This is a genomic window from Allocatenococcus thiocycli, from assembly GCF_921292965.1.
Taxonomy (GTDB): Bacteria; Pseudomonadota; Gammaproteobacteria; order Enterobacterales; family Vibrionaceae; genus Vibrio; species Vibrio natriegens.
Window position 1 is genome coordinate 1 of record NZ_CAKLCK010000045.1, and the last position, 12,936, is coordinate 12,936.

The following is a 12,936-nucleotide window of genomic DNA, read 5'->3' on the forward strand; positions in this document are numbered from 1 at the left end:
GAACAACACTTTTATTGAAACAACACCAAACTTCTCTGCAGTCGAAATTGGTGCGGCTCGCAATGCGTTTTTGCAGTACGAGCGAGATAAGCAACTGCAGTTACTCTCTATCATGCCTATTGACGAGGCGGTGGGGATTTTACAACACTGTTCCGTTGCTTATGTGAACAGCCTTATTGCTCAGTTAGAGCAAGCGGGGCATGACAAGCGTGCTCGTCATTATGCGCACCAATTGGGTTTGCATATTTCTGAAGTGGATACGCCAGATGGTTATTTGTCTGCTGGCGTATTTGAGCATGTGAAGCAACGTATTGGCTGGATAATTGCTCTTGCTTTACTCGGTATCGTATCGGGATTGATCATCGCTCAATATGAAGATACGTTGAGCCAACTGGTTTTACTTGCCGTCTATATGCCTGTTATTGCTGCTGCTGGCGGCAATACTGGTACACAGGCTGCAACCTTGGTTATTCGGGCTCTCGCAACAGGAGAGCTGAAAAAACGCCAGTGGTTAGCGGTACTTTGGAAAGAAAGCCGAGTCGCGTTATGTCTCGCTCTAGCCATCGCTATTGTGATGGTCGGCCGAATTCTGCTGTTTAGTGGCGGACAACCTAATGGCGGATTTGATTTGGTAGACATAGCATTAGCGATCGCTGTGGCTCTGTTTATCCAAGTAACAATTTCGACCACGCTTGGTGGTCTACTGCCTATCATAGCGCGAGCATGCAATTTGGACCCAGCCGTGTTGGTGAGCCCCGTGCTTGCTTCAATCGTCGATATATCAGGGATGTGGATTTACTTCACGGTAGTGAACTACTTCTTAGGCATCGCCTGACTAAAGTTCACAACATCGCTATAAAATAACTTTTCAAAGCTAGTAATAGGGGCGACAGCAGGCTTGCTTCCGTCCCTTTTTTCTGGGAAGTAATCAGAGACAAACTGAACAAAGATAGTATTCGGCTTGCCGTTTTTATCTAGCCCATATCCCGCCATATTGTAAGTCCCATATAACGAACCACTTTTGGCGATCAGTTGTCCTTTAATAGGTGCATTACGCATGCTTTGTCGATACTGAAGCGTACCCGATTCCCCTGACTTTGGCATAATTGCAATAAGGTTGAGCTGTTTCTCATTCTTCCAGATGTAGCGCAGTATCTCTGCCATTTTGGTTGCGGATATTCGATTGTTTCTCGAAAGCCCAGACCCATCTTCCAAACGTGCTTGTCGAATGTCGACCCCTGTATTCGCGAAGATGATTTGTTTTATGGCTTCAGTTCCATTGACAAAACTGCCGGGTTGAACAAAAAACTTCGCGCCAAGAGTTTTAGTCAGCGTATCGGCGATCAGGTTGTCTGAGCGTTTTAGCATCTGATCCAGTAAAACAGACAATGGCTGAGACTGATGCAGTGCGAATAGTTTACGTTGTTTCTTAGGGGCGGAACCTACCTTTATTCTGCCTTTAAGTTCAATATTGAGTTGAGCAAGCAGCGTTGCGATCTTTTTGCTGGTATACATTTCAGGGTCTTGGACCGCGAACTTTAGAGGTAACGGCTTTTCTCTTGCGACGAGACAGCCATTTAACTCATAACGATTGTCAGGGTTGGGCAGAAGGTCTAAATCACAGTGACGACTTTTCTGAACGGCCCTTGTTACCGTTTCTACAGAGCTTTTTACATGGATTGGTTGATGTTCGGGAACAAACACCCGAGTTCCACCATCTTTTTGTGTATAAATGGATGCTTGTACACAATTTTTATTCAGTGTGATGGCGGACGCTGGAGCGCTATAACACACACCAAGAATATCCCATGGCCATCCGACGGCGCGGTTATAACCAGTAAACACGCTGTTATCGAGCCACAAGTCACCTTCAATACGTTTTAAGCCATTCTTTTTCGCGAGGGTTAGAAGGTCTTTTAAATCTTTGGTTTGTAACGTTGGATCGCCAACAAAGGTGATCACTGCATCTGATTTAGAGGCTTCTAGTTTAGTACGAAATCTAAAGCTATCACCCAGTTCCAACTTGGCTGCTAAAGCGGTCACTATCTTGAGCGTGCTGGCTGGTGGAAATAGCTGCTCGGTAGGGTGAATACCAGAAAGCTCTGCATTATCAGTGAGTTTTTCAGCAACCAGACTAATCCGTGCGCCTTCAGGTAGCACCTCTTGATGTGGGTATGCTTGTGTGGCTAACGGACATAGCAGTGAAAGGAAAAATAGGGACCAACGTAAACGCATAGAGACACTTTCTGACGTGAGTTATGTAGTTGAGTATATCCAAGTTCCCCCAAGATGCTAGGTGAAGGAGAAATGGTTTTCTCATCAATTATTAATGAGACAATAATAAGGAAATGAAGGGCACGGTTTGTTAACTGACGATAAAAAATGCCCGCAAGATGCGGGCATTGAGGATTCAAGTCTAAGACTGGAATTAGAAGTCGTAACGTAGACCTAGAGCTAGCTCGTCTTCTGCATCGATCTTAGTTGCTGTTGTTTTAGTACCAGTAGAACCAAACTTGTCGCCAGAGTCGATTAGGTTAAAGTTGTATGAAACGTAACCACGGAAGTTAGGCTTGAAGTAGTAAGACGCGTCAATAGCGATGTTGTCTGCAGAAGTTTCGTCGTTTGTCTCTGCGTTGTTGTACGATGTTGTGAACACAGTTTGACCAACAGTGTAAGCACCTGCTAGTTCGTAACCTGTGTAGTCAACCGTACCTGCAAAATCGTCAGTCATCTTCTCACCGTCAGTGAATACACCAGCGAAGTATAGATCGCCCATAGTGTAAGATGCTGCTAGCATGTACTCGTTAGCTTCGTCTTGATCTGCGTAACCCGCACCTAGCTCAAGGCCAGTGTTTGCTACTGCGTAGATTGCAGATAGAGAGTAACCGTCTTGGTCGTTGTCTGAGAAGTCACCGTTAGCGTTTTCTACACGGTCCGCGAAACGGTAGCTTGCTTTAACGCTTAGGTTCTCGAATTGACCTTTGTAAGACATCATGTTGTCTGCACGGTCAGCCACTGCTAGTTTGTCAGCTGCTGAGTTACCGTGGTAAGCCATGATATCTGTGAAATCTGTGATAACGCCTAGCGCACCTTCGTTTTTACCGTAAGAGAACTCACCCCAAGCGCCGCCTAGACCAGCGTATGCAAGACGAGTGTCTAGAGAGTCTTCGCCGCTGATGTCTTTGCCATTTTCGTCAAAGTCAGCAGTAGTAAACTCACCTTCCCAGAAGCCAACGCCGTATAGGTTGTCACTTACTTGCTGTTTGCCAAGGAAGTTTAGACGGATGCGAGAGTTGTCTTGAGCGTCGCCGTCTTTCATAGATAGACGTGCTTCAGCGCGGCCACCCATTTCTAGAGAAGTGCCATCTTGGTTGTAAAGTTCCGCTGCGTTTACGCCAGTTGCCATTGCTGCTGCAGATACAGAAAGAGCAATTAGAGTCTTTTTCATCTTATTTGTCCTAGTTAGCTGTCCATAATTCATTGTTGTATGGGGGAGAGGTTCTCTCTCAGAAGCTATTGGTCTCAAAGAAGTACCTAGTAAACGAAGACATCGCGCTGGTAAGTCTTTGATCGAACAACTTGCTGGACACGTTTTACCGCTAAAGTTTCATGGTGAGTTAGTAAAATGATATAAATTTGGATAGTGAACACTGTTCGATTGGTTTGATTGTTAATTTATATTTATGATATTTAAGTGATTTTTGTTTTTATCTGATTATTGAGAGTTGATTAGATTTTATGTTTTTTGAGGTTTTTTCTTTAATGAACTGTGTTGTTTTTCAATAAATTGCAATAATAATTAAACTAAACAGTGACGAGCATCATTATGCGCGGGTTGCATAGCGACACTCGATATCGAATTAGGGTGATTTCGCCCCTGAGTTTGTTTAAACTAGATAAAACACATCTTCAAACGCACTACCCAGTCAACAGACAGGGTAGGGTTTTTTTGTCCAAAATAGACTTGGGCATGAGGTTATATAATGGAAAAAGTTCCAATGACACTACGTGGCGAACAGATGCTACGTGAAGAATTAGATCGTCTACTTAAGTTACGTCCTCAAATCTCAGCAGCGATTGCAGAAGCTCGTGAGCTAGGCGATTTAAAAGAGAATGCTGAATACCACGCTGCTCGTGAAGAGCAGGGGATTTGTGAAGCGCAGATCCGCGATATCGAATACAAGCTGTCTGTCGCACAGGTTATTGATGTCACTAAGATGGAAAACACAGGTAAAGTGATTTTTGGCACAACTGTGACTTTGATTGATGTCGATACTGACGAAGAAAAAACCTACCAAATTGTTGGCGATGATGAAGCTGACATCAAAGCGGGTCGTATTTCTGTTAGCTCCCCAATTGCTCGTGGCTTGATTGGCAAAATGGAAGGTGACGAGGTGGTTATCGAAACCCCGGGTGGCGCAAAAGATTTTGAAATTGACCGAGTTGAGTATCTGTAATTACAAAGCATCACTCTGTCTATAAACATAAAAAGGTCGCCATTGGCGACCTTTTCTTCAGCAACGTAAGTAGTGATTACTTACGAGGGATTTCGATTTTACGCTCTTCAGATTGGCGGTACAGTACAAGTACTTTACCGATAGTCTGAACTTTTTCTGCGCCCGTCTCACGTACGATAGCGTCGATGATTAGCTGTTTTGTCTCACGATCTTCTGAAGCAACTTTTACTTTGATCAGTTCGTGATGGTTTAGAGCGATTTCAATTTCTGCTAGCACGGCTTCTGTAAGTCCATTTGCGCCCATTAGCACAACAGGTTTTAAACTGTGAGCCAGGCCTTTTAGGTGCTGCTTTTGTTTGGTGCTTAGGTTCATTACGCGGCCAATTTTCTTTAAAATAAGGGTTGAAAAAAGCTATTTTAACGCCATCTATTGCTGAAGACTATAATTTATTGAGTAATAGGTTGCGCCTATTAAAACAATAGCTCCTATTTGTGCCTTGTTAGGATTAAAATGAGTAAACAAAAACATTCGGCGAGTTCTGGTCGTTGGTTGAAAGAACACTTTGATGATAAATACGCGAACGAAGCTCGTAAAAAAGGTTACCGTTCACGTGCTTATTTCAAAATTGATGAAATACAAACCAAAGATAAGCTGTTAAAACCAGGTATGACTGTGGTCGATTTGGGTGCAGCTCCAGGTGGTTGGTCCCAGTATGCTGCTAAAATAGTAGGAGATAGTGGACAAATTATTGCGTGTGATTTGTTACCAATGGATCCGATTGCTGGTGTAAGCTTTTTACAAGGTGACTTTCGTGATGATGCGGTATTAGACGCTTTGTTAGAAAGAATCCAGCCATCGATGGTAGATGTAGTAATGTCTGATATGGCACCTAACATTGCTGGCAATAACTCGGTCGATCAACCTAGAGCTATGTATTTAGTTGAATTGGCCTTAGATATGTGTCGACAAGTTCTAGCGCCTAATGGTAGCTTTGTTGTTAAAGTTTTCCAGGGTGAAGGCTTCGATCAGTACGTGAAAGAAGTCCGAGACATGTTTAAAGTCGTAAAAGTCAGAAAACCAGACTCATCGCGAGCTCGCTCTCGAGAGGTCTTTGTAGTAGCCACTGGTTACAAAGGTTAACCATTTTGCTCTACTAAGAGCGTGTTAACACTATGGCTACAGTTAATGAACTGTAGTACCCTACCTTTAATTACAATTAGTTATCGAGAGGCTTACACCTTGAGTGACATGGCAAAAAATTTAATTCTGTGGCTTGTTATCGCTGTCGTATTGATGTCGGTATTCCAGAGCTTTGGCCCTGGAGAAAGTAATGGCAGAACCGTGGATTATACCACGTTTGTACAGGAAGTTGGCCAAGGCCAGATTCAAGAAGCAACTTTTAAAGACGGTGAGATTAGCTTCGTTCGTCGTGGCGGTGGTGCCAAAATGGTCACTTACATGCCAGTGTATGACCAAAAGCTTCTTGATGATCTAATTAACCAAAACGTGAAAGTGCAAGGTACGCCTCCTGAAGAGCAAAGCTTGCTCGGCACTATCTTTATTTCTTGGTTCCCAATGATCTTACTGATTGGTGTATGGATTTTCTTCATGCGTCAAATGCAAGGTGGCGGCGGCAAAGGCGCCATGTCTTTCGGTAAGAGCAAAGCTCGAATGATGAGCGAAGAACAGATCAAAACCACGTTTGCAGATGTTGCAGGCTGTGATGAAGCGAAAGAAGACGTAAAAGAACTGGTTGATTACCTGCGTGATCCAAGCCGTTTCCAGAAGCTGGGTGGTAAGATCCCAACTGGTGTTTTGATGGTTGGTCCTCCAGGTACTGGTAAAACGTTGCTTGCTAAAGCGATTGCTGGTGAAGCCAAAGTACCATTCTTTACAATTTCAGGTTCCGATTTCGTAGAAATGTTTGTTGGTGTTGGTGCATCTCGTGTGCGTGACATGTTCGAACAAGCGAAGAAAGCAGCGCCTTGTATTATCTTCATTGATGAGATTGATGCGGTAGGCCGTCAGCGTGGTGCTGGTGTAGGTGGTGGTCACGATGAACGTGAACAGACACTGAACCAAATGCTGGTTGAAATGGATGGCTTTGAAGGCAACGAAGGTATTATCGTTATCGCTGCTACTAACCGTCCAGACGTTCTTGACCCTGCATTGCTACGTCCTGGTCGTTTTGACCGTCAAGTAGTCGTAGGTCTACCAGACGTACGTGGTCGTGAGCAGATTCTTAAAGTTCACATGCGTAAAGTACCTCTAGCGGGTGATGTAGAGCCTTCTCTAATTGCACGTGGTACACCAGGCTTCTCAGGTGCTGACTTAGCAAACCTAGTTAACGAAGCGGCGCTATTTGCTGCTCGTGGCAACAAACGCAACGTATCTATGGTTGAGTTTGAGCTGGCGAAAGACAAAATCATGATGGGTGCAGAACGTCGCTCAATGGTTATGTCGGAAGAGACAAAAGCGTCAACAGCCTACCACGAAGCAGGTCACGCGATTGTTGGTCGTTTAGTTCCTGAGCATGATCCGGTTTATAAGGTATCGATTATTCCTCGTGGTCGTGCACTAGGTGTGACAATGTACCTGCCAGAGCAAGACCGTGTAAGTATGTCTCGCCAGCATCTAGAATCGATGATTTCTAGCTTGTACGGCGGCCGTCTTGCGGAAGAGTTGATTTACGGTGCGGATAAAGTATCAACAGGTGCTTCTAACGACATCGAACGTGCAACAGAGATTGCTCGTAAAATGGTAACGCAATGGGGCTTCTCGGAAAAACTTGGTCCTCTACTGTATGCAGAAGATGAAGGTGAAGTGTTCCTAGGCCGTAGCGTAACTCAGACAAAACACATGTCTGATGACACTGCTAAGCTAATCGATGACGAAGTTCGCCAAATTATCGATCGCAACTACGACCGAGCGAAAAAGATTTTGCAAGAAAACATGGATATCATGCATGCGATGAAAGACGCGCTAATGAAGTATGAAACCATTGACGCGCACCAAATCGACGACCTAATGGAACGTAAGGCTGAGATCCGTGAACCTGCAGGTTGGGGGGATAACCCTTCAAACAAAACTCAGGTTGATGATAAACCGCAAGCTGCGCCTGCAGCAAAAGAGGAAGAGAAAAAGGCTGATGCAGATAATGATGCAGAGCAGTCTACTTCCCAAGAAGCGGCTTCAGCTGACGCACCAGAAAAGAAAGATTCTGAATAACTATTGTTGATATTGATAAACCCCGAGTTCGCTCGGGGTTTTTGTATTTATTATGATTATTAAAGTAAAAAACAAATCTCTGGACCTTTCTCGTCCACACGTAATGGCCATTCTCAACGTCACGCCAGATTCCTTCTCTGATGGGGGCAAGTTCAATTCTCTAGATTTAGCGCTTGCACGCGTTGAGAAAATGATAAAAGCAGGCGTCAGCATTATTGATGTTGGCGGTGAATCGACCCGACCGGGAGCACCTGAAGTCACTTTGGAAGATGAACTGGAAAGAGTCATTCCCGTCGTCAGAGCGATCAGAGCTCACTACCCAGATGTGTGGATTTCAGTCGATACCAGCAAAGCCGAAGTGATTCGCCAGTCCGTTGAAGCCGGAGCGGATCTGATCAATGACATTCGCTCTCTGACCGAGCCCGGCGCTTTGGAAGTCGCTGCTCAAGCAAACATACCGGTTTGCATCATGCATATGAAAGGTCAACCAAAGACCATGCAGCAGAACCCGCAATATGATGATCTCATGCAGGAAGTGGAGCAGTTTTTAGCTGAGCGAATGGCAGTATGCGAAGCGGCAGGTATTGCTCGTGAAAATATCATTCTTGATCCTGGTTTTGGCTTTGGCAAAACCATAGAACACAATTATCATATGCTGGCTCATCTTGAGAAGTTTCATAAATTTGGTTTACCTATATTAGCTGGCCTATCTCGTAAGTCGATGATTTTCAAATTGTTGGATAAGCCTGCGGCAGAATGCGCAAACGCCAGCGTCGTTTGTGCCACAATTGCAGCGATGAAAGGTGCACAGATCATTCGAGTACACGACTTTGAAGAAACGCTTGAAGCGATGAAAGTTGTTGAGATGACGAAGAACAATATTTAAAAAATAACAAAGGAAAGTTTATGTCTGATAAAAGACGTTACTTTGGTACAGATGGTGTGCGTGGCAAAGTTGGACAATATCCAATCACTCCCGATTTCGTACTGAAACTTGGCTGGGCGGCTGGTCGCGTACTAGCGAAACAAGGCACAAAAAAAGTGATTATCGGTAAAGATACTCGCATATCTGGCTACATGTTGGAATCTGCTCTAGAAGCGGGTTTAGCGGCCGCAGGTCTTAAAGCGACGTTTACTGGTCCAATGCCAACGCCAGCCGTTGCTTATTTAACCCAAACATTCAGAGCAGAAGCAGGGATTGTGATCTCGGCATCTCATAACCCTTACTACGATAACGGCATCAAGTTTTTCTCTTCTGAAGGCACCAAATTGCCGGACGATATTGAACTTGCGATCGAAGCGGAACTGGATAAAGAGATTGAATGTGTTGAGTCGGCTGAGCTGGGTAAAGCAACGCGTCTAAACGATGCGGCGGGTCGATACATTGAGTTTTGCAAAAGTACGTTCCCTTCTGCGCTGACTCTCTCAAGCCTTAAAATTGTGGTTGACTGTGCACATGGCGCGACTTACCACATCGCTCCTAATGTATTTAAAGAGCTGGGCGCAGAAATTATTGCGATGGGCGTTGAGCCTAATGGCACGAATATCAATGATGAAGTTGGCGCGACGGATGTACGTGCGTTGCAAAAGCGTGTGGTAGAAGAGCAAGCGCACTTAGGGTTAGCGTTTGATGGCGATGGTGATCGTCTGATCATGGTTGACCATTTAGGTAATAAAATAGACGGTGACCAAATTGCTTACATCATCGCCAGAGATGCACTACGCCGTGGTGAGCTAAAAGGTGGTGTTGTTGGTACGCTGATGACTAACCTGGGTATGGAAAACGGCCTGAAGCAGTTAGGTATTCCGTTTGTGCGTGCTGCGGTAGGCGACCGCTACGTTATGGAGCAGTTACTTGCGAAAGGTTGGAAGATTGGTGCTGAGAACTCTGGCCATATTATCCTGCTTGATAAAGTCACAACCGGTGATGCAATTGTTGCTGCCTTACAGGTACTTGCTTCAATTATTGGTAGCGATATGTCGTTATACGATCTTTCTCAAGGAATGAAGCTATACCCGCAAGTTCTGGAAAATGTTCGTTTCTCTGGCGATATCAATCCACTAGAAGCAAAAGCCGTATTGGACTCTGTTGCTGAAGTAGAAGCTGAATTAGGCGATAAAGGTCGAGTGCTACTGCGTAAGTCGGGTACAGAGCCACTCATTCGCGTCATGGTCGAAGGCGAAGATGCGGAACTTGTGCAGAGCTCAGCATTGAAGATTGCTGAAGCGGTAAAAGCAAGTTTCTAATCATTGCTTTAACTTATTGAGTGAAAGAAAAGGGTATTTTTTGCCCTTTTTTTGAGCGTTCGGCTCACGGACGTTGTTTTTTTACTAATTTTCCCTTGTCAGCGTTAATGGCTTTCGCTAGTATTGCACCGCCTCCCGTTAGGAGGTCGCTAGCCTTGTTCATTTAATAAGATTGATTATTTTTGGGCGGCGCTGGCTCAACAATTTGGAACATAGGTGGAAAAAATGTTTACAGTTCTACTTGTGATTTACCTGTTGGCGGCGCTTGGTGTGATTGGCCTTGTGTTGATTCAACAAGGTAAAGGCGCAGATATGGGAGCCTCGTTCGGTGCTGGTGCTTCAAACACAGTGTTTGGTGCTAGCGGCTCAGGTAATTTCTTAACCCGAACAACTGCTATTTTAGCAACTGTATTTTTTGTCATTAGCTTGCTACTTGGTCGTATGTCTACGCACAAGACTGAGTCTCAATGGGTAGACCCAACGTTAGGTCAACCAGTTGTTGAACAAGTTAAGGACGCAGCGAGTGAAGTTCCAGCACCTGCTGGTGATGAGATTCCTCAATAAGCTGCAAGGTTTTGATGCCGAGATGGTGAAATTGGTAGACACGCTAGCATGAGGTGCTAGTGCCTTTGGTGTGAGGGTTCGAGTCCCTCTCTCGGCACCATGTATTTACAAACTTGTAAATCACTTGTTTGCGAGTATAATGCTCAGCAAGTCGGACGCGGGGTGGAGCAGCTTGGTAGCTCGTCGGGCTCATAACCCGAAGGTCGTCGGTTCAAATCCGGCCCCCGCAACCAATCTCTTTCTTTGAATAAGAAATCGAGATTTGGCAAGTTTGCGTAGTACTAACCACACTACGAGTTAAGAATAGCTTTCTTATCTATTCTTAACGTATCAGGGTCCAGCAGCATAAAACCCCGACTATCGGGGTTTTTTGTTATCTGAGTTTTTTAAATATCTCAGATTGTTGCTTGGTTTTTTGATTGGGCTCTGAGCCCTTTTTTTGTTTCTGGAGTGGTTTAAATGACTGGTTTAGAAAGACAACTTACTGAAATGCTTGAAGCTCCTGTTGAGGCGTCGGGCTATGAGTTGGTTGGATTAGAATTCATTCGAGCAGGCGCGCACTCAACGCTACGCATCTATATTGACCATGAAAATGGCATTAACGTGGACGACTGTGCAGAAGTTAGCCACCAAGTAAGTGCGGTATTAGACGTTGAAGATCCAATTTCGGTTGCTTACAGCCTAGAAGTGTCTTCTCCAGGTTTAGAAAGACCGCTTTTCAAAGCAGCACATTACGAGCAATTTATTGGTCACGAGGTCAGCATCGTTTTGAAAATGGCTGTAGCAAACCGTCGCAAGTGGAAAGGTATTATCCATGGCGTTGATGGCGAAACAGTGACAGTTACTGTTGAAGGCCAGCAAGAAGAGTTTGCTTTAAGTAATATTTCAAAAGCTAACCTGATCCCTAAATTTTAGTTCCCTAAAAAAGTTTAAGCTTAGAGGCTAAATACAATGAGTAAAGAAATTTTAGCGGTAGCAGAAGCGGTATCGAACGAAAAAGCGGTACCTCGTGAGCGTATCTTTGAAGCTCTTGAGATTGCTCTAGCAACTTCTACAAAGAAAAAATACGAAATCGAAATCGACGTACGTGTTGCTATTGACCGTAAAACGGGTGAATTCGTGACTTACCGTCGCTGGTTGGTGGTAGACAATGTTGAAAACCCAACCAAAGAGATCTCTCTAGAAGCTGCACAATATGACGATGAGTCAGTTGAGCTAGGCGATTACGTAGAAGACGAGATCCAATCAGTAACGTTTGACCGTATTACGACTCAAACTGCTAAGCAAGTTATCGTACAAAAAGTTCGTGAAGCTGAGCGTGCACAAATCGTTGAGCAGTTCATTGATAACGAAGGTGACCTAATCACTGGTGTTGTTAAGAAAGTAAACCGTGACACTATCGTACTTGACCTAGGTAACAACGCAGAAGCGGTAATCCTACGTGATGACCAACTTCCTCGTGAAAACTTCCGTCCAGGTGACCGTGTTCGTGGTCTTCTGTACAAGGTTGCTCCAGAAGCGCGTGGTTTCCAGCTGTTCATCACTCGCTCTAAGCCTGAAATGCTAGCAGAGCTATTCCGTGTTGAAGTTCCTGAAATCGCTGAAGACATCATCGAGCTTAAAGGCGCGGCGCGTGATCCAGGTTCTCGTGCGAAGATCGCAGTGAAAACTAACGACAAGCGTATTGACCCTGTTGGTGCGTGTGTTGGTATGCGTGGTGCACGTGTACAAGCGGTTTCTGGCGAGCTTGGCGGTGAGCGTATCGATATCGTACTTTGGGATGATAACCCAGCTCAGTTCGTAATCAATGCAATGGCTCCAGCTGATGTTGCATCTATCATCGTTGATGAAGATGCGCACGCAATGGATATCGCGGTTGAAGCAGATAACCTAGCACAAGCTATCGGTCGTAATGGCCAAAACGTTCGCCTTGCGTCTCAGCTAACTGGTTGGGAACTGAACGTAATGACAGTAGCTGATCTTCAGAAGAAACACGCTGAAGAATCACAAGCGTCTATCGAAAACTTCATGAAGTACCTTGATATCGAAGAGGACTTCGCACAGCTACTTGTTGAAGAAGGTTTCTCAACATTAGAAGAAGTTGCTTACGTACCAGTAAACGAGCTACTTGAAGTCGATGGCCTGAATGAAGAGCTAATCGAAGAGCTACGTGGTCGTGCGAAAGATGCACTAACAACAATCGCATTAGCGCAAGAAGAGTCTTTTGAAGGTCTGGAGCCGGCAGAAGATCTACTAGGACTTGAAGGTCTTGAGCGTGAAATGGCATTCAAATTGGCAGCAAAAGGTGTAGCAACACTTGAAGATCTTGCTGACCAAGGCATTGACGATTTAGAAGGTATTGAAGGCCTGACCGAAGAGCGTGCAGGTGAGCTAATTATGGCCGCACGTAACATCTGTTGGTTCGGCGAAGAAGCATAA

Annotated in this window: 12 protein-coding genes and 2 tRNA genes; 11 read left to right on the plus strand and 3 right to left on the minus strand. The window is 44.8% G+C overall.

The window, feature by feature from the left end; genetic code table 11:
* A partial coding sequence (locus L9Q40_RS18445) for a magnesium transporter (protein WP_498794175.1) occupies window positions 1-835 on the plus strand: 835 nt, incomplete at its 5' end.
* On the opposite strand, the gene dacB is transcribed toward L9Q40_RS18445, so the two are convergent.
* Window positions 814-2,235, minus strand: a complete 1,422-nt coding sequence (gene dacB, locus L9Q40_RS18450; protein ID WP_014232896.1) for a serine-type D-Ala-D-Ala carboxypeptidase — start codon at window positions 2,233-2,235, stop codon at window positions 814-816. The genes L9Q40_RS18445 and dacB overlap by 22 nt on opposite strands.
* Before the next feature lie 193 nt (window positions 2,236-2,428).
* Entirely contained in the window at window positions 2,429-3,448 is a 1,020-nt protein-coding gene (locus L9Q40_RS18455; RefSeq protein ID WP_020333911.1) for a porin, read from the minus strand.
* A 535-nt stretch (window positions 3,449-3,983) separates the two neighbouring features.
* Here L9Q40_RS18455 and greA point away from each other — a divergent pair.
* The gene (gene greA / locus L9Q40_RS18460; RefSeq protein WP_014232894.1) at window positions 3,984-4,457 is read left to right on the plus strand and encodes a transcription elongation factor GreA; all 474 of its coding nucleotides are present in this window, start codon (window positions 3,984-3,986) and stop codon (window positions 4,455-4,457) included.
* A gap of 76 nt (window positions 4,458-4,533) precedes the next feature.
* Here the strand turns inward: greA and yhbY are convergent, their stop codons facing one another.
* Complete coding sequence (yhbY, locus tag L9Q40_RS18465; protein WP_005380066.1) at window positions 4,534-4,830, minus strand: ribosome assembly RNA-binding protein YhbY; 297 nt, start codon at window positions 4,828-4,830, stop codon at window positions 4,534-4,536.
* Between the two features lie 138 nt (window positions 4,831-4,968).
* On the opposite strand from yhbY, the gene rlmE reads away from it, so the two are divergent.
* From rlmE to nusA, 9 genes are all read left to right on the plus strand, one after another.
* Window positions 4,969-5,598 (plus strand): 23S rRNA (uridine(2552)-2'-O)-methyltransferase RlmE, encoded by a 630-nt coding sequence (rlmE, locus tag L9Q40_RS18470; RefSeq protein ID WP_014232893.1) that lies wholly within the window; start codon window positions 4,969-4,971, stop codon window positions 5,596-5,598.
* A gap of 108 nt (window positions 5,599-5,706) precedes the next feature.
* A complete protein-coding gene (gene ftsH / locus L9Q40_RS18475) occupies window positions 5,707-7,686 on the plus strand; it encodes an ATP-dependent zinc metalloprotease FtsH (RefSeq protein ID WP_498794177.1) in 1,980 nt (659 codons plus the stop codon).
* Window positions 7,687-7,738: 52 nt separating this feature from the next.
* Window positions 7,739-8,572, plus strand: a complete 834-nt coding sequence (folP, locus tag L9Q40_RS18480; protein ID WP_498794178.1) for a dihydropteroate synthase — start codon at window positions 7,739-7,741, stop codon at window positions 8,570-8,572.
* 20 nt (window positions 8,573-8,592) lie between these two features.
* Window positions 8,593-9,933: a phosphoglucosamine mutase gene (gene glmM / locus L9Q40_RS18485; protein WP_498794179.1), complete on the plus strand. Its 1,341-nt coding sequence runs from the start codon at window positions 8,593-8,595 to the stop codon at window positions 9,931-9,933.
* 225 nt (window positions 9,934-10,158) lie between these two features.
* Window positions 10,159-10,497 carry a preprotein translocase subunit SecG gene (gene secG / locus L9Q40_RS18490; protein WP_014232888.1) on the plus strand — a complete coding sequence of 113 codons (339 nt, stop codon included), beginning with the start codon at window positions 10,159-10,161 and terminating at the stop codon, window positions 10,495-10,497.
* 16 nt (window positions 10,498-10,513) lie between these two features.
* A tRNA-Leu gene (locus L9Q40_RS18495) sits at window positions 10,514-10,597 on the plus strand.
* Window positions 10,598-10,653: 56 nt separating this feature from the next.
* A tRNA-Met gene (locus L9Q40_RS18500) sits at window positions 10,654-10,730 on the plus strand.
* A gap of 226 nt (window positions 10,731-10,956) precedes the next feature.
* Complete coding sequence (rimP, locus tag L9Q40_RS18505; protein WP_005456065.1) at window positions 10,957-11,412, plus strand: ribosome maturation factor RimP; 456 nt, start codon at window positions 10,957-10,959, stop codon at window positions 11,410-11,412.
* A gap of 36 nt (window positions 11,413-11,448) precedes the next feature.
* Complete coding sequence (gene nusA, locus L9Q40_RS18510; protein WP_020333905.1) at window positions 11,449-12,936, plus strand: transcription termination factor NusA; 1,488 nt, start codon at window positions 11,449-11,451, stop codon at window positions 12,934-12,936.

Bases quoted from the DNA above. Each gene is read 5' to 3' on its own strand.
- dacB (WP_014232896.1), bottom strand. From the start codon at position 2,235: ATGCGTTTACGTTGGTCCCTATTTTTCCTTTCACTGCTATGTCCGTTA.
- L9Q40_RS18455 (WP_020333911.1), bottom strand. From the start codon at position 3,448: ATGAAAAAGACTCTAATTGCTCTTTCTGTATCTGCAGCAGCAATGGCA.
- greA (WP_014232894.1), top strand. From the start codon at position 3,984: ATGGAAAAAGTTCCAATGACACTACGTGGCGAACAGATGCTACGTGAA.
- yhbY (WP_005380066.1), bottom strand. From the start codon at position 4,830: ATGAACCTAAGCACCAAACAAAAGCAGCACCTAAAAGGCCTGGCTCAC.
- rlmE (WP_014232893.1), top strand. From the start codon at position 4,969: ATGAGTAAACAAAAACATTCGGCGAGTTCTGGTCGTTGGTTGAAAGAA.
- ftsH (WP_498794177.1), top strand. From the start codon at position 5,707: ATGGCAAAAAATTTAATTCTGTGGCTTGTTATCGCTGTCGTATTGATG.
- folP (WP_498794178.1), top strand. From the start codon at position 7,739: ATGATTATTAAAGTAAAAAACAAATCTCTGGACCTTTCTCGTCCACAC.
- glmM (WP_498794179.1), top strand. From the start codon at position 8,593: ATGTCTGATAAAAGACGTTACTTTGGTACAGATGGTGTGCGTGGCAAA.
- secG (WP_014232888.1), top strand. From the start codon at position 10,159: ATGTTTACAGTTCTACTTGTGATTTACCTGTTGGCGGCGCTTGGTGTG.
- rimP (WP_005456065.1), top strand. From the start codon at position 10,957: ATGACTGGTTTAGAAAGACAACTTACTGAAATGCTTGAAGCTCCTGTT.
- nusA (WP_020333905.1), top strand. From the start codon at position 11,449: ATGAGTAAAGAAATTTTAGCGGTAGCAGAAGCGGTATCGAACGAAAAA.